Below are 16163 nucleotides of genomic sequence, written 5' to 3'. Positions count from 1 at the left end.
TTGCCGCTCCTCAGACCCGCGTGCGGTGGAAGTTGAGGTAGGAGCGCGAGGCGGTGGGGCCGCGCTGCCCCTGGTACCGGGAGCCGTAGCGCTCGCTGCCGTAGGGCGCCTCGGCGGGCGAGGTGAGCCGGAACATGCACAGCTGCCCGATCTTCATGCCCGGCCAGAGCTTGATCGGCAGCGTGGCGAGGTTGGACAGCTCGAGCGTGACGTGCCCGGAGAAGCCCGGGTCGATGAACCCGGCGGTGGAGTGGGTGACCAGCCCGAGCCGGCCGAGCGAGCTCTTGCCCTCCAGCCGCGAGGCGAGGTCGTCCGGGAGTGTGATGACCTCGTACGTGCTCGCCAGCACGAACTCCCCGGGGTGCAGGATGAACGGCTCGTCCCCGTCCGGCTCCACGAGCCGCGTGAGGTCGGGCTGCTCGACGGAGGGGTCGATGTGGGGGTAGCGGTGATTCTCGAACACCCGGAAGTAGCGGTCGAGACGGACGTCGATGCTCGACGGCTGCACCATGGATTCGTCGTAGGGATCGATCCGCACCCGCCCGGCGTCGATCTCGGCCCGGATGTCCTTGTCTGAGAGAAGCACGCCCCGAGGATACGCAAGGCGCGCGGAGCGCCCGCAATCGGACGACCCCACGCGCCACCTCGGTACCTGCCCCGCGCGCTACCGCTCCCGCGAGATCACCGCTGCCGGACCGACGCCGGTGCGCTCGCCTGCGCGGACACCGGTGCCGGGACCGGGGACCGGCACGGCCGCCGGCACGGCCGCCTGCGCGGACACCGGTGCCGGCACCGGGACCGGCACGGGCACGGCGCTGCGGAGCCGCGCACATCGCGGACACCGCACGAGCCGGCCGGGGCCGAGCCGCTCGGCCTGCTGCATCGGGAACGAAGCGGTGCTGAACACGTGCCCCTCGGCACAACGGACGACGGTGCGCTCCATCAAGTCCCTTAAGTCCCTTCCCCAGAGCCGCGTCTGGCCTTCTGCCGCCTGACGACAAAAGCCACAGTACGGGATCAAAGAGACGCCCCTCCAGGCGGCACTCCGACCCCGCCGGACGCCTCCCCGAGACCTTCACCGTACGCCCCAACTCCGTTCCCCCACAGCCCTCCTACCCCCCACGAACACAACGAGGCCCCTCGGTTTCAGCACCGGGGGCCAGCGATGGGGTAAAGTGAGCGAGCACCGGACACCGACGGCGGTCGGCGCCTTACGCGGGTGTAGTTTAATGGTAGAACATCAGCTTCCCAAGCTGAGAGCGCGAGTTCGATTCTCGTCACCCGCTCCACTTGAAACCCCCAGGCCAGTGGCCCGGGGGTTCTTTGTTGTCTAGTCCAATTTGAGGGTGGCGTGCACTCTGCGTGCCCTAAGTCGAGGCCGAGCGGTCACCTCAGGAGCTCCCGGACCGCAGCGGGAAGGTGTACCTCGTACGGGCCGCACGCGTGCTCGTGCGCGTTCGCCACGAGCTCCGAGACAGCCAGGACTCCGTCGCGGGTTGATGGTGTGGTCGGTCCAGCGGTACACGAGGCCGAGAGCGGCGGACGGCGCACTAGGAGACGCCGGGTATGACTGGAGAATTCGTGATCAAGCAGGCGGGGTTCTACCGGGAACTCGGCGGGCATGGCCACGAGACGGCCTCCGCCCCCTCCCTTCGGGACGCGGCGCGCAGCTCCGGCGACTGGGACGAAGACCGGCTGGTGGCGTACCTGGAGGCAAGCCACGAGATCTACACGACCATGGGCGCCGAGCGCGACGTCATCGCCGACGACGTCTGGATCACCGGTGCAGGGTCCCTGGTCACGGATGGCACCTTTGTGTGGCCCACAAGGTGGCCTTCAGCACCAACCGATATGTGTGCCAGATCGTGCGGGGAAACACGGGGAACACAGGGGAATCCAGTCGGCCGGCCACCAGCGCCGACGCCACTCCGCCCAAGGTCAGGAAAACGCCAAGGCCGAAGCACACGAGCTTCCCAAGCTAAAAGCGCTGCACATCAGCCAAGGCCGATCCGACCGCGCCCTCTCCCTTTGCTCGCGACCGTCTTTACCGAACGTGGGATCGATCGCCACTGTGATCGAACTATGCTCACCCTGATCACATGGATCACCGGTCTGGCGCATCGTCGGCGCACCGATTCCAGGGAGACAACTTGTTCACCCTACGCACGCGTCGGGCCGTGAAACGGCTCGTCGCCCTCGCCACGGGCACCGCCCTTGGCCTCGGCGCCCTCACGCTCACTGTCTCGGCCGCCGGCACCGCGGCAGCGACGACCGCCTGGGCCGAACCCAGCGGCGTGACCGTGCAGCAGTACAGCATGTCGGTGGCCACGGTGAGCGGCCAGGGCTTGTCGGAGCTTGTTCCCATGGGCGGGGCAGAGTTCCGGCAACTGCTGGACATCGGCCACATCAGCAGCGGCAGCGGCGACGACTTTCTCGGCGTCACCGCCTCCGGCCAACTGCGCTTGTACCCCAGCAGCTACACCCGGCCCAGCGGGAAGTACATCTCCATTGGCGCCGGGTGGCAGACCTACAACCAGGTCACCGTCGTCGGCGACCCCAGCGGTGACGGCCGGGCCGATCTGATGGCCCGGGACACCCACGGCCGGCTCTGGTACTACGCCAGCCAGAACAGCCTCAGCCAGCCGTTCCGGCCGCGGGTGCAGGTCGGGACCAACTGGAACGTCTACGACCAGCTCATCGGCGCGGCGAACTTCGACACCGCCGCCCGCGGTTCGCTGCTCGCCCGCGACCTCTCCGGCCGACTGTGGCTGTACGACGCCGCCTCCAACGGCTCGCTCTCCGGCCGACGGCAGATCGGCACCGGCTGGAACATGTACAACCAACTCATCGCCCTGGACTGGAACCGCGACGGCCACGGCGACATCATGGGCCGCACCGAGGCGGGAACGCTCTACGCCTACTACGCGAACGGAGTCGGAGGCTACGCCGGCCGGACCAAGGTCGCGAACGGTTTGGCGAGCTACAACGCGATCGCGGGCGAAGGCCACCAACCGGACTTCGGCAAGGGGCAGATCATCGCCCGGCAGACCAATGGCGATGTGTACGTCTACGCAGGCTGGGAGAACGGCACCATCCGCGCCCGCCAGCAGCTCGGGAACGGCTACACAGTCGCCGACTATCCCCTGATGACCTCCACCGTCGCCCCCGACGACAACGGCCGGAGCGGACTCGTCGTCTCCGACAGCAACGGTGTGCTGTGGAACCTCGCGGCGACCGGCACCGGAGGCTTCCAGTCGGAGCACTACTCGGCGGTGGTCGGCCCCGGCGACCTCAACAGCGACGGCCACGCGGACGTGATCGCCCGTGACACGGGCGGCGACCTGTGGCTCATCGCGGGAGTCAGCGGCGGCGCGATCACCGGCAAACCCGTCCTCATCGGCGGCGGGTGGAACATCTACAACCGGATCGTCGGCGCCGGAGACCTCACCGGCGACGGCATCGCGGACATCGTCGCCACCACGCCCGGCGGGTCCATGTACCTGTACCCGGGCCTGGGCAACGGCAAGTTCGGCGGCCGCACGTACATCGGCCACGGGTGGCAGGGCTACACCAAGCTCGCCGCGCCGGGTGACCTCACCGGAGACGGCAAGGGTGACCTGGTAGCAGTGGACTCCGCCGGCCGCCTGTGGCTCTACCCGGGCCTGGGGAACGGCAAGTTCGGTACCCGTACCGAGATCGGGACCAGCGGCTGGAACGGCTACCACGACATCTCCTGAACACCATCGTCCCGAGGCGCTCCGGCTCGGCGAGGCGGACACGGATCCGCAGGGTCTCCAGGGCGACACCCCGGCGCACCCTCAGGCGCTATGGCCAGAAGCCGCCAGACGGCCAAGTGCGGCCGTCCACAGCGGGGATGCCGTGGGCGCCCTGCGACGAACGGAGTTCACCGAACCGTTGGAACGTGTTTGTGCCAACTGACAGATCGACTGCCCTAACGTGCGTTGGCTACTCCCGCCGTGGAAGGACACCGCACATGAGACGCGTCACCAAGATCTCCTCCGCAGCTGTCGGCCTGGCCGTCCTCGCGGTCACCGGCACCGCCGTCGCCGCCGCGAACCACAGCGACAACGGCTGGCCCTACGCCCACCACAGCGCGGCCTCGTACACCCTGGCAGCCGTCGGCGACATCGCCTGCGAGCCCGACGACGCCGAGAACGCCGCCACCCCGGCGTCACTCAAGTGCGGCAGCCCCACCGTGGGCGGCCTGAGCGCCGAGTTCGCCACCGCCAAGCAGGCCACGGACATGCACCCGGACGCCGTGGCGCTGCTGGGCGACGAGCAGTACCAGGTCGGCAAGCTGACCGACTTCGAGCAGTCCTTCGAGCAGGCGTGGGGCGGCCTGAGGATGCTCGAACGTCCGGCCCCGGGCAACCACGAGTACTACCCGTACACCAAGAAGGGCGACAACGAGGCCGGGCAGAACGGTGCCGGGTACTTCGGCTACTTCAACGGCCACGACCAGGCCGGCACGCCGGAGACCCAGGGCCAGGCCGGCAACGACACCGCCGCCAAGCAGGGGTGGTACTCCTACAACCTCGGCAACTGGCACATCATCTCGCTCAACGCCGAGTGCAACTCCGACGCGTTTAATCACGACTGCTCCACGACGGACAGCGGTCTCCTCGGCCAGGAGACCAAGTGGCTCTCGGACGATCTGGCCGCCAACAAGCGGCAGTGCACGATCGCTTACTGGCACCAGGCGACCTTCAGCGCCACGACGGCCTCGACCGCCACGGTGCCCGCCTCCGCACCGGGCGCCGGCGGCGCCGAGGGCGCGGCGGCCGACGCGTGGTGGAAGCTGCTCTACCAGCACCACGCCACGCTCGTCCTCAACGGTCACGAGCACGCGTACGCCCGGCTGCGCCCGATGGACCCCGCCGGCCAGTACGACCCGGCCCGCGGCATCCCGGAGTTCATCGTCGGCTCCGGCGGCGAGGCCCTCGACAGCCTCGCCGGCTCGCCCGGCAACTACGACAACCCCAACGTGGTCACCGCCCAGGCCGGCGCCTTCGGCGTCATGAAGCTCACCCTCAAGCCCCACAGCTACAGCTGGGACTACAAGCCCGTCCTGCCCGGCCCCGGCTTCGACTCCACGGCACTGCAGTACCGCGACTCCGGCAGCGGCACCTGCAACTGAGGCCCCGGCAGGGGAAGAAGGGCCTCTTGGCAGCTCGCGGTTGTCGAATCCTGCGAGAGGCGAGAGGCCCTGTTGTCGAGGGTCGCGTGTGCGCGGCCACTCCGGGCAGTTACCTGTGGTTCGCCGGCGATTGAGCTGTCAGAGGGGCAGGTCGTCGGGCAGGACGCGGAAGGACTTGTGACGGCCCAGCGGCCGTACGGCGCGGAAGTCGCGTCGGTCGAGGGTGAGGATGGCGTCGGTGTCATAGTCGGCAGCCAGGGCCACGTTCACCGCGTCGGCCAGGTCGAGGTCCAGTGAGCGGTATCGGAGGCGGACGGACTGGGCGGCGCCCAGATGATCCTCCGTGACCTCCGGCATGACGACGCGGCCTCGCGTCATCCAGCGCCGCAGGTCGTCGACAGCGCTGTGGGCGGCCTCCCGCCCGAGCTCGCGCGTGGCGACGTGATCCAGTTCCGCCAGCAGGAGCGGCGACATGACGAGGAGCCCCGCGGACATGATCGCTTCGTTCGCTGCCCCATGCTCCGGGTGCGCTGAGTCGAGGGCGGCCAGGAGGCCGGACGTGTCGGCGATGACAATGATCACGTGGCGGTTCCGGATCCCGAGTCGGCCTCGCGCCGGACGGCGTCGGCGACCACGTCACGAACCTCGGCCTTGGACGGCGTACGACCCTGCCCTTCGAAGGTGCGGGAGAACAACGGTTCGTCCCAGACGCGGTTCGCCATGGCCGCGAGATGGATCCCCTGGCGGATGATCTCGGCCTCGCTTATCCCCCGGCGCTTGGCGGCTTCCTTGATGATCGCCAGGTCTTCCGGGTCGGCATAGACGTTGGTGCGCTTCATGGACATGTACCAACGGTAGTCCATGTACCGGATCCGTGTATGCAGGCCGTCCGCCGCGGCTCCGTGCGGCCACCGCTTCCCCGGCCACTTGACCGCCGGCGGGGGCGTGGTCTCGGGCGGGGGGCGGGCCGGTTCCGTGTCAGGGGCGTGCCTTTCGCCTGCGGTGGTGGGTGGTCAGGAGGAGGGCTGTGCCTGCCAGGGCCGTGGCTGCCGCTGCCGCCGCGATCAGGGGGGTCGAGTCGGAGGTGCCCGTGTCGGCCAGGGGTGGGGTCGAGGTCGTCGGTGACGTGCTCGGGGCCGGGGTGGGGGCGGCGCCGTTCGGGGAGGGGGCGGTGCCGGTCGAGCCGGTCACGGTGGGCGATTCGGCCGGCACGGGTGCGCTCGGCGTGGTTCCGGCCGGTGCCGGTGCGCTCGGGGTGGAGGACTGGGTGTCGCAGGTCGGGGAGGGCTTCGTCTCGTCGAAGGACTTGCCGTCCTCGCTGCCCGCCTTGACCGTGACGCGGATGGCGAGGGGCTTGGCGTGGGCCGGGACGGCGTAGGTCTTGTGGAACTCGTCGCGGAAGGTGGAGGCGGGGGCCAGGTCCTTGCCGTTGGCAGTGACTTCGACGACCTGGACGACCAGGCCGTTGTAGCCCGTGAGGTCCACGGTCACCTCGGAGCAGGTCACCGACCAGTCGAAGGTCGACGCCGACGCGGGGCCAGCGGCCGCCAGGCCGAGTGCGAGGGCCGCCGCCGCGGTCGTCGCCGTCGTCGCGGCGAGCGCCGCCGCTGTGGCGGCCGGACCGCGGCGGAAGGAGTGGCGCTTCGTCGTCCTGCTCGGTATCGGTGACCGCACGGTTTCTCCGGGAAGGCTCTCGGATGCCTGGCATCCCTCTGCGCCCACGCGCAGCAGACGGCACAGTACGCCCTCACCGTCCCGGTGTGCCGCCGGGGCGTCTCCTTACCCGCAGCGGTTATGTTCGGTCCACGCAGCCGACGTTCGGAGCTGGGACATGCACAGGGCAGACGGATTGGCCGAGGAGGCCGGGGCGGTCACCGTGACCGCGGCGGCTCCGGTGGTCACCGCCGGGGCGGAGGCGGGCGCCGGGTTGGAGGCGGGCGCCGGGGCCGGGCGCGGGCGGCTCCGGTTCTGGATGGTGCTGGCGCTGGGCGCCGTCACCCTCCTCGACGTGGTCTTCTTCGTCGCCCGCGGCTGGTCCGACACCCCCGCGGTGCAGGCGTGGCGGACCGTCTGTCTCGCCATCACCATGCAGGCCATGCCGTTCCTGTTGCTGGGTACGGCCCTGTCCGGCGCCATCAACGCCTTCGTGCCGGCCCGGGTGTTCACCCGGATGCTGCCCAAGCGGCCCGCGCTCGCCGTCCCGGTCGCCGGGATCGCCGGGGTGGTGCTGCCCGGCTGCGAGTGCGCCTCGGTACCGGTGGCCAACAGCCTGATCGGACGCGGGGTCACCCCGGCGGCCGCGTTCGCGTTCCTGCTGTCGGCGCCCGCCGTCAACCCGGTCGTGCTGACCGCGACCGCCATCGCCTTCCCCGGCGACCCCGCCATGGTCCTGGCCCGGCTGCTCGCCTCGCTGGCCGCCTCGGCCGTGATGGGCTGGCTGTGGCTCTGGCTCGGCCGCGAGGAGTGGCTGCGGCCCGCCGTACGGCACAGCGGGCACCAGGAGGGGCACAGCCGCTGGGACGAGTTCCGGCGCGGATTCCAGTACGACTTCCTGCACGCCGGCGGCTTCCTTGTCGTCGGGGCCATGGCCGCGGCCACCTTCAACGTGGCCGTGCCGCGCTCCGTGCTCGACACGTTCTCCGGCTCCACCTGGCTTTCGGTGCTCTTCCTGGCCGGACTCGCCGTGCTGCTCGCCGTGTGCTCGGAGGCCGACGCGTTCGTGGCGGCCTCGCTCACCGGGTTCTCGCCGCTGGCGCGGCTGACGTTCATCGTGGTCGGGCCCATGGTGGACCTCAAACTGATCGCCCTTCAGGCCGGCACCTTCGGGCGGCCGTTCGCGGTGCGCTTCTCCGCGGCCACGATGGTCGTGGCCGTGCTGTGCAGTGTGCTGATCGGGGGATTCCTGCTGTGAAACGGCACCTTCAGGTCCTCCTGCTCGTCCTCAGCGGCATCGGCCTCCTGCACGCCTGCCTCTTCAGCGACCTCTACCTCCGGTACGTCAAGGAGCAGATGCGGCCCATGCTGATCGCGTCGGGGGTGGTGCTCGTCCTGCTCGGGGTGGCGAGCGCGGCTCTGGACCGGCGCGGTCACGGCGGCGGGAGCCACCACGGGCACGACCACGGGCACGGCCAGGACGGGCACGACCACGACCACGGAAACGGCCACGGAAACGGCCACGACGGGCACGACCACTCCGGTGTCCCCCGGGTCGCCTGGCTGCTGTTCCTGCCCGCGCTCAGCCTGCTGGTCTACGCCCCTCCCGCCCTCGGCGCCTACACGGCCTCCCGGGAGGCCCCCAAAGCCGTGGCGCGGCAGTCGGACTTCGATCCGCTGCCCGCGACCTCGCCGCTGCCGATCACCCTCAGCGACTTCACCCGCCGGGTGCAGCAGGACCGCGAGCTGGCGATCAAGGGGCGCGAGGTCCGGATGACCGGGTTCGTCACGCCCGCCAAGGGCGGCGGCTGGGACCTGACCCGCATCATCATCTCCTGCTGCGCGGCCGACGCCCAGTCCGTCAAGGTGCGCGTCCACGGTGGTCCGGCCCTCCCGGCCAACACCTGGGTCGCCGTCACCGGGACCTGGCACCCGCAGGGCGCCCTGGGCACCCGTTCGGCCGTGGCCGCGCTCGACGCCCGTACCGTGAGCAAGGTGGAGCAGCCCGTGAACGCCTACACGGACGACCTGCCGCTCGTGCCGTCCCGGAACCCCTGACGGCGCGCACCGGCGGCTCAGGGCATGCGGCCCGCCGCGTCGCCCCCGGGGTCGTCGGCCAGTACCACCGCCGCCTTGATCCGCTTGCCGACCGGCTCCCGATGGACCTCGAAGCTCTGGCTCACCGCCATGATGATCTCCAGGCCGTGCTGCCCCACCCGGCCCGGATCGGCGGCCCGGGCCACGGGCAGCGAGGGGTCGGTGTCCCAGACCGTCACCTGCACCGCACCCTGGTCCATCTCCAGGTTGAGCAGGCAGGGGCCGGGCGCGAACTTGCAGGCGTTGGTCACCAGCTCGCTCACCACCAGCTGCACCATGCCCATGGCCCGCGCCGACACCGGCAGCCCGTGGACGGACTGCACCTCGGTCAGGAACTCGCGGGCGACGGCCCTGGCGTCCGCGATGCTCTGCGGGCTCCCGTCGTACGCGACGGACGTCGCCACCGGCCTCCGTACCGGCGACGACTGCCGCCCCTCACCACTCGACGCCTGCTCCATACGACCCGCCTCGCACCCCGAACCCTCCCCGTCTGATCCCTCCAGGCGTATACCCGCGAACACGGGGCACACGCGAGGGCTCGCCACCATTGCCGCCGGCCCCGGCCCCGGCCCCACGGTTCTGGTCCGCGCGATTCCGGCCCGGCTGGGCCCATGAGCCGGCCGATCGCCGAAGGCGCGGGCTCCGGCCGGGCCTGATACCGTCTACGGATCTGTAGACGTTCATGTTTGGGACGCCTCGCGTACACCCCGGTTTCCGCCCTGTGCCATCGTGTGTTCATCCCGCACGCCCGCACCTGAACCATGGCTCGGAGATCCACTCGATGACGACTTCCTCCCCGACCGTGCAGGCCCTCGACGGCGCGGCCATAGACGGCGGCCTTTACACGGAGGTCACCGACTTCGCCCGCCACACCCAGTGGCTCAACGGCCCGGTGTCCGCCTTCACCAGCTACGGCATCGGCCTGTTCGCGGTGTTCCTGCTGGTCGCCTGGTGGCGGGCCCGGCGCGAGGGGAGCGCGGCGACGATGACCACCGTGCTGCTGGTGCCGTTCGCCGTCGTCATCGCGTACGTCGCCAACAGCGGGATCAAGTCGTACTTCGAGGAGCCCCGTCCCTGCCGTGCCCTGCCGCACGACTTCCTGATCGAGGCGTGTCCCCCGATGGACGACTACGCCTTCCCCAGCAACCACACCACGGTCGCCTTCGCCTTCGCCGTGGCCCTGCTGCTGGTCAGCCGCCGGCTGGGCTCGGTCGCGCTGCTGACGGCGGTGGCGATGGGCGCCTCCCGGGTGTACGTGGGCGCGCACTACCCGCACGACGTGGCGGTCGGCGCGGTGGTCGGAAGCGTGATGGCGCTGCTGGTCGTCCTGGGCGGGCGCCGGGCGGCGCTGCCCCTCGTGGAGCGGCTGAGCGGCGGGGCGCTGGCTCCGCTGCTGACCGTTCCTTCACGCGGCGCGCACGCGGCCAACGCGTCGCGCCCCCAGCAGGGCCCCGCCGTGCAGGACGTGCAGGACGGACGGGACCGGCAGGACGGACGGGACGGACAGGACGGACGGGACGCGCAGGCCGTGGGCGGGTACGGCGGCGTGTACGGCGACGGCTACGGCGGCTACGGCAGCTACGGCGGTCAGGTCGAGCAGCCCCGGTACCCGGAGGCCGCCGAGGCGCCACAGCAGCAGTGGTACGCCCAGCCCGAACAGAGCCCCCAGCCCGGGCAGCACCCGCGGCCGGGCCGGCACAACCCGTACGCGCAGTACCAGCAGCAGTACACCCAGGACCCGGGATACGGCACCCCCCAGGGCCGCCCGGCCCGGCAGGGCTAGCCGCGGCTAGCCGCGGTCCTGCCCGTCCCCGCGATGGCGGGGGGCGGGCGGGGTGGCCGCGGTGAGCGCGGTCTCGATGGCCGCGAGGCGGTCGGCCAGCAGGGCCAGGGCCGAGGTCGCGCGGTCGAGCGGGTCCGCGGTGGGCGTGCCGAGGGGCCGGACGCGGGTGTACGCGTCCTTCAGCTCGGCCCAGCGGGCGGCCTGCTCCGGGGTGAGGGTGCCGCGCAGCTCGGCGAGCTTGAGGAGGCCGGCCTCCGCGCCGCTGGTGAGGGTCTGCGCCTCGGCGGCGAAGTGGTCCTCCACGGCAGCCGCGAGTTCCGCGTCGTTCATGACCGGGCGGACGCGCTGGGCGATCCGGTTCATCGTCCGGTACGAGCCCTGGAGGCGGAAGGGCGGCTCGGTGCGGGTGGCGTCCGCCTGGGCGGCGGAGGCGATGTAGGCGGCGTTGACGGCGAGGACCGTCTCGCGGACGGCCAGCAGGTGCCGCAGCACGGCGGTGATCCGCTCCAGCTCGGCCGGTTCGCAGGGGTGGGTGAGCCGGCCGGTGAGGGTGGCCGCGTCCTGCGGGGAGGCGGCCATCGCGACGAGGACTTCCAGATCGCGGCGGTCGCGGCCGGCCAGCGGGGCCGTGACGGGGTTCGCGGTGAGCGCGTTCTCCAGGAAGCTGAGCGCGAAGACGTCCTCCTTGCCGGTGAGGACGTCGCCGAGGTTCCAGACGTCGGCGCGGTTGGCGAGCATGTCGGGGACGCGGAAGCGGTCGCCGGACTCGGTGTAGGGGTTGCCGGTCATGCACACGGCGAAGCGTTTGCCGCGCAGGTCGTAGGTGCGCGGTTCGCCGTCCCACACGCCGTCGACACGGCGGGTGGCGTCGCACAGCGGGATGAACTTCTGGAGCAGTTCCGGCGAGGTGTGCTGGATGTCGTCCAGGTGGAGGAGGGTGTTGGCGCCGGCCGCCAGGGCGAAGTTGATCTTCTCGACCTCCTGGCGCGCGGTGGCGTTCGGGGCCTCGGCGGGGTCCAGTGACGTGACGCCGCGGCCCAGCGCGGGGCCGCTGATCCGCACCATCATCAGGCCGAGCCGGTCGGCGACGTACTCCATCAGCGTCGTCTTGCCGTAGCCGGGCGGGGAGACGAGCAGCAGCAGGCCGCCGGTGTCGGTGCAGCCGCCGCCGTCCGCGGTGCCCAGCTGGCGGGCGAGGCTGTCGCCCACGAGCGGCAGGTAGACCTCGTCGACGAGCCGGTTGCGCACGAAGGACGTCAGGGCGCGCGGGCGGTGGTCGTCCAGGCGCAGACGGGCGCGCTCGGCGGCGACCAGTTCGGTGCGGCGGCGCTGGTAGGCGCGGAACGCGGGCACCTCGCGGGTCCGGAAGCGGGCGGTGCGGGCGAGGAACTCGTCGATCCGCAGGGTGAGGCGGCCGCCGGTGATGCGCGGGTGGGTGCCGAGCAGGCCCTCGGCCGTGGTCTCGGGGGAGACCTCGGACTCGTAGCGGGGCAGGTCGGGGCAGAGCTCCACCGCCACGGCCTCGGCGAGGTCGCCCTCGGTGGCGCTCGCGCCGGTCGCGGTGACGTACGCCGTCAGCCAGGCCTCGGCGAGCTGCCGGCGCGCGGCCAGGTCGTCCAGGGCGGCGAGGTCCTCGTCGTAGGCCGAACCGCCCGCCGTACGGCGGAACTTGTCGAGCAGGGCGCGGGTGCCCGCCCCGACGACGAAGCCCTCGGGCCCGGTCGTCAGCTCCTCGACGAGGTACGCGGCCGCCGAGGCGGCGAGCTCACCGACGACGGCGGAACCGGACGGCGCGGTGGCCCCGGACCCGGAGATCGCGGTGAAGCCGGCCTCCTCGGAGAGCGCGGTGACTGCGGACCCGGACAGCGCCTCGACGGCGGCCGGGGTCACCGAGGGCCCGGTGGGCGCGGGCGCCGAGCCTGGCGCGGCGGGGGCCGTGGGTGCCGGCGGCGCCTCACCGCCGGCGCCGGCCGGTGGCCGCTCTCCGGTGGTCACCGCCCGCTCCCCGCCGGCCGCAGGCCACCCGCCGCCGGTCGTCGCAGGCCAGCCGTCGCCGGTCGTCTGCGGGCTCCTGGCCCGGGTCGACCGCTCCCTGCTCGCGATCGCCTCCGCCAGTTCCCTCTCCAGTTCCGCGACGGCGGTCGTGGTGCCCGGGCCGAAGACGGCTCGGGCCCGGGCGAGGGAGAGGGCCCGGCGGGTCCAGCCGGCGCGTTCGGCGGGGGTGGTGGCGTGGGCCCAGAAGAGCTGGGCGGCGGCGCGGGCGGCCGGCTCGTGGCGCAGCAGGCCGGCACGCTCGTACAGGGGCAGCAGGGCGGTGAGGACGGCCGTGGCGTCGTGGTCGTGGACGCCCCGCTCGTAGCCCTCGTCGTACGCCTCCTCGGCGGCCGTGCGGACGAGTGCGGGCAGGTCGGCGGCCTCCCTGAGCGCGGCCGGCCCGTGTTCGCGCAGCAGCCGGGCGGCCAGGTGCTCGGCGCGGTAGACCTCGGGTGACTCGGACGGCAGGTGGCGGTCCCAGCAGGGGCGGGTGGCCGCGAAGTCCGGGTCGGTGACGGGGGTGCGGTAGTCGGTGCCGGTGAGGGCGAAGGCGAGGCCGTCGCCGTGCGGGACGAGGGTGAGGTCGAGGGGCTGGGTGGTGACGGCGAAGCGGTGGCCGCCCAGGCGGATGGTGCGGCCGCCGTCGGCGTAGAGGTCGGTGCGGTCGCGCAGGGCGCGGGCCGCCTCCTCGCGGGCGGCGCGCAGCCAGCCGTCCAGCTCCTGAGCCCTTACGGGGTCGCCGAGTTCACGCAGTTCCTCCGCCGTGCGGCGGACCTTGGCGACCAGGGGGTCGGAGGCGAAGAAGGTGCTGACCGCATCCGTGTCCTGGAGTTCGGGGGAGCGCCTTCCGATGGTCTCCAGAATCCTTGCGGCCGAGGCCGCGAGCCGTTCGGCGCGGCGGGCGCGGGCGTCCAGCAGGCTCTGCTTGCGGGCGGCGAAGGCGTCGTGGACCTCGGTGCGCCGGGCCGCCAGCTGGTCGAGGAAGTCGTCGAACTCCGCGAAGCGGGACTCCAGGTTCTCCAACCGCACCAACGCGCCGGACAGTTGCTCGTCGCAGGCCTCGGGTGTGCCCGCCGCGGCGAGGGCGCCGGTGACCGACTGGCCGAGCAGGGTGAACTCGGCGGCGAACTCCGCGCGGCCCTCGCGCTCGCCCAGCTCCCGGCGACGGGCGGCGAGCAGGGCGTGGGCGCGGTTGACGCCGCCCAGCACCTCGGCGACACGCTCAAGCACGGAGGTGCGCACGGTGGCGTCGGCGATGTCGAGGCCGGTGACGACCTCGGTGACGGTGCGCAGGGTGGCGGCGAGGTCGTCGAGCCGTTGCCCGAGCGGTCCGGCCTCGGCCGCGCCGGTGATCGCCTCGGCCTGTGAGGCGAGCCGTTCGACGTCCTGCCGGTGCTCGGCGAAGGCGTCCTCGCGGGCCAGGTGGGCGGCCGCGCGCCTGCCGAACGCGGCCAGGTCGTCCCCGGCGCCGGCGGCGAGCTCGTCGATGCGCGCGGTGTCGGCGTACCGCATCTCCTTCAGGGTCAGCAAGTGGCCCTGCGCCCGGCGGAGTTCGGTGAGTCCGTCGACCCAGGCGGCCGCGGTGCGCGGGGCCTCGCCGCGCAGCCGGCGCACCACCGCGGCCAGCCGCTCGGCGGCCTCGTCGAGCGCCTCGGCGGCGCGGTCGGTCAGCGTGCGCACGGTGCGGAACTCGGCCAGCACCTGCCCGGCGGTCTCGCGCACCTCCTCCAGCGGGGTGCGCAGGCCTCCGAGGTCCTCCTCGCCCAGCCAGTGGTGGGTGTCGGCGGCGCGGACGCAGGCGGCCACCAGCGCCTCGTAGACCTCCACGGTGGGCGTGGTGGCGGCGGCCGCGCGGGCCACGGAGAGGCAGTCGGAGATGCCGCGCACGAGGTCGGCGTTGCCGACGCGGGCGAGCGGGCTCGTGCCGGAGGCCGCCGTGACGGCGGCCGCGTGGGTGTCGGAGACGTAGGGGGAGGTCCACTGCTGGATCGGGTGGACGCGGGCCGGCTCGGGCGCGGAGCCGGCCGCCCCGGAGAGGTCGGCGCGCAGGACCATCAGCGCGCCGTCGTCGAACAGGGCCCAGCCGTGGCAGACCAGCGGGGTGGCGGCCTCCTTGCGCAGGGTGTTGTACGACAGCAGCAGGCTGCGGCCCTCGGCGCGGTCGTGGAAGGCGTAGAGCACGTCCTCCCCGTACGGGGAGCGGGCCTCGCGCTCGAACTCCAGGCCCCGGGCGTCGAGTTCGTACGTCTTGTGGGTGCCGTCGGCCAGGCAGTAGCCGCCGGGGAAGACGACGCCCTGGTCCTCGGGGAGGCGGCGGCAGCCCTGCCCGATGCCGTCGAGCCGGACGACTGTGCGGGTGAGGGTGTTGAAGACGAGGTGGCGGTCCGCGGCCTCCTTGTAGGGGCGGACGCGGAGCAGGATCATCGCGCCCACGCGCGCGTGCGCGATGCCCGCGTCGGCGAGCGCCTGGAGCGGATCGTCGACGGGCTCGCTGTGGATGCCCTCGCCGGTCTCGGTGTCGTCCTCGGTCTTCACCGTGAGGAAGCCGCCGACCGTCGAGACGTACAGTTCGTCGGCCCCGTCGCGGATGGCGACGTGCGGGTGCCGTCCGGGGCGGTGGGCGGCGCGGGTCGCCTCGGTCCACTCGAAGTCGTGGGCGGGCGGCAGTACGTGGTCGCGTTCGCCGCGCGCGTCCAGGAAGACGGCCCCGCCGCCGTCGGTCAGGTCCCAGCGCAGCACGCGGATGTCGTCGGCCTTCTCGCCGGTGCGGAAGACGGCGAGCAGGCGGTCCTCGACGCGGTGCAGGCGCAGCAGCCGGGCCTGGCGGTAGTAGCGGTGCAGGGCCGCGAACTCCCGTACGAACGCCGGGTCGTCGAGGAGTCCGGGCACCGCGTCCTCGGGCAGCCGGTTCAGGTCGCGGTCGTACAGCGCGAGCACGTCGCCCGGAGCCGGGCCGGGGCGGCCGCCGTCGTAGCCGAACAGCAGGTGTCCCGCCACGGCGACGACGTCGCGCGGGACGCACGGGTGGCCGGTGCGCAGCCGGCCGCTCCCAGCGAGCTCCAGGCGCGGGGCGCCGAACTCCTCGGCCCTGCGGGCGTTGAGGAGTTCGGCGCCGCGGGCGAGCTCGGCGGCCCGGGCGGCGAGGCGGTCGCGCAGGATCTCGTACGCTCCGGCGTCCACCGCGTCCACGGTGTCCACGGTGTCCACGGCATCCACCGCGTGCACGGCCTCGCCGGCGGTGGAGGTGGTCCGCGCGGTGCCGTGCCGCTCGTTCCGCGTCCGATCGCGCGGGCCGCCGTGCGCGCCGTCGCGGTGACCGTCCCGCGGACCACCCTGCGGGCCGTCCCGCGGGCCGTCGTGCGGACCCGTCTCCAGGACCGTTGCCATGGGTCGTTGAGTCCCTTCGGAGGAGGTGTCCAGGGAAGTGCCCGGCGCTTC

General features: G+C 72.5%; 11 protein-coding genes and 1 tRNA gene. 6 read left to right on the top strand and 6 right to left on the bottom strand.

Features of this window, described 5'->3' with window-relative positions:
- Positions 1–10: 10 nt before the first annotated feature.
- Positions 11–586 carry a dCTP deaminase gene (gene dcd / locus IE217_RS04800; protein WP_190176415.1) on the bottom strand — a complete coding sequence of 192 codons (576 nt, stop codon included), beginning with the start codon at positions 584–586 and terminating at the stop codon, positions 11–13.
- A 629-nt stretch (positions 587–1215) separates the two neighbouring features.
- Between dcd and IE217_RS04795 the strand changes: the two genes are divergently transcribed.
- From IE217_RS04795 to IE217_RS04785, 3 genes are all read left to right on the top strand, one after another.
- Positions 1216–1289: transfer RNA gene (locus IE217_RS04795), tRNA-Gly, on the top strand.
- Positions 1290–2177: 888 nt separating this feature from the next.
- Positions 2178–3737: an FG-GAP repeat domain-containing protein gene (locus IE217_RS04790; protein ID WP_190176414.1), complete on the top strand. Its 1560-nt coding sequence runs from the start codon at positions 2178–2180 to the stop codon at positions 3735–3737.
- A gap of 257 nt (positions 3738–3994) precedes the next feature.
- A complete protein-coding gene (locus IE217_RS04785) occupies positions 3995–5158 on the top strand; it encodes a metallophosphoesterase family protein (protein ID WP_190176413.1) in 1164 nt (387 codons plus the stop codon).
- A 138-nt stretch (positions 5159–5296) separates the two neighbouring features.
- Here IE217_RS04785 and IE217_RS04780 read toward each other — a convergent pair whose 3' ends face one another.
- The 3 genes from IE217_RS04780 to IE217_RS04770 all read right to left on the bottom strand — a co-directional run bounded on the left by IE217_RS04780 (position 5297) and on the right by IE217_RS04770 (position 6832).
- Positions 5297–5740, bottom strand: coding sequence for a PIN domain-containing protein (locus IE217_RS04780; RefSeq protein WP_190176412.1), 444 nt, complete (start codon positions 5738–5740; stop codon positions 5297–5299).
- Positions 5737–6003: a ribbon-helix-helix domain-containing protein gene (locus tag IE217_RS04775; protein ID WP_190176411.1), complete on the bottom strand. Its 267-nt coding sequence runs from the start codon at positions 6001–6003 to the stop codon at positions 5737–5739. Before IE217_RS04775 ends, IE217_RS04780 begins: the two co-directional genes overlap by 4 nt.
- 133 nt (positions 6004–6136) lie before the next feature.
- The gene (locus tag IE217_RS04770; RefSeq protein WP_190176410.1) at positions 6137–6832 is read right to left on the bottom strand and encodes a hypothetical protein; all 696 of its coding nucleotides are present in this window, start codon (positions 6830–6832) and stop codon (positions 6137–6139) included.
- A 157-nt stretch (positions 6833–6989) separates the two neighbouring features.
- On the opposite strand from IE217_RS04770, the gene IE217_RS04765 reads away from it, so the two are divergent.
- Together IE217_RS04765 and IE217_RS04760 are read left to right on the top strand one after the other, a co-directional pair.
- Positions 6990–8069 carry a permease gene (locus IE217_RS04765; protein ID WP_373297955.1) on the top strand — a complete coding sequence of 360 codons (1080 nt, stop codon included), beginning with the start codon at positions 6990–6992 and terminating at the stop codon, positions 8067–8069.
- On the top strand, positions 8066–8869 hold the full coding sequence (locus tag IE217_RS04760; protein WP_190176409.1) for a TIGR03943 family putative permease subunit: 804 nt from the start codon (positions 8066–8068) through the stop codon (positions 8867–8869). The genes IE217_RS04765 and IE217_RS04760 overlap by 4 nt, the downstream gene beginning before the upstream one ends.
- A 17-nt stretch (positions 8870–8886) precedes the next feature.
- Here the strand turns inward: IE217_RS04760 and IE217_RS04755 are convergent, their stop codons facing one another.
- A complete protein-coding gene (locus IE217_RS04755) occupies positions 8887–9366 on the bottom strand; it encodes an ATP-binding protein (protein ID WP_190176408.1) in 480 nt (159 codons plus the stop codon).
- 323 nt (positions 9367–9689) lie between these two features.
- Here IE217_RS04755 and IE217_RS04750 point away from each other — a divergent pair, with 323 nt between their 5' ends.
- A complete protein-coding gene (locus tag IE217_RS04750) occupies positions 9690–10691 on the top strand; it encodes a phosphatase PAP2 family protein (protein WP_190176407.1) in 1002 nt (333 codons plus the stop codon).
- 6 nt (positions 10692–10697) lie between these two features.
- On the opposite strand, the gene IE217_RS04745 is transcribed toward IE217_RS04750, so the two are convergent.
- Entirely contained in the window at positions 10698–16112 is a 5415-nt protein-coding gene (locus tag IE217_RS04745) for a DNA repair ATPase (RefSeq protein WP_190176406.1), read from the bottom strand.
- Positions 16113–16163 lie beyond the last annotated feature (51 nt).

This window comes from Streptomyces naganishii JCM 4654, from assembly GCF_014650575.1.
Lineage (GTDB): Bacteria > Actinomycetota > Actinomycetes > Streptomycetales > Streptomycetaceae > Streptomyces > Streptomyces naganishii.
The sequence above is the reverse complement of the archived record's forward strand: the minus strand, read 5'-3'. Positions and strand labels throughout refer to the sequence as shown.

What these genes read in the sequence shown, in the direction of transcription:
- IE217_RS04745 (WP_190176406.1), bottom strand. Translation starts at nt 16,112, where the DNA reads ATGGCAACGGTCCTGGAGACGGGTCCGCACGACGGCCCGCGGGACGGC.
- IE217_RS04765 (WP_373297955.1), top strand. Translation starts at nt 6,990, where the DNA reads ATGCACAGGGCAGACGGATTGGCCGAGGAGGCCGGGGCGGTCACCGTG.
- IE217_RS04775 (WP_190176411.1), bottom strand. Translation starts at nt 6,003, where the DNA reads ATGTCCATGAAGCGCACCAACGTCTATGCCGACCCGGAAGACCTGGCG.
- IE217_RS04750 (WP_190176407.1), top strand. Translation starts at nt 9,690, where the DNA reads ATGACGACTTCCTCCCCGACCGTGCAGGCCCTCGACGGCGCGGCCATA.
- IE217_RS04755 (WP_190176408.1), bottom strand. Translation starts at nt 9,366, where the DNA reads ATGGAGCAGGCGTCGAGTGGTGAGGGGCGGCAGTCGTCGCCGGTACGG.
- IE217_RS04785 (WP_190176413.1), top strand. Translation starts at nt 3,995, where the DNA reads ATGAGACGCGTCACCAAGATCTCCTCCGCAGCTGTCGGCCTGGCCGTC.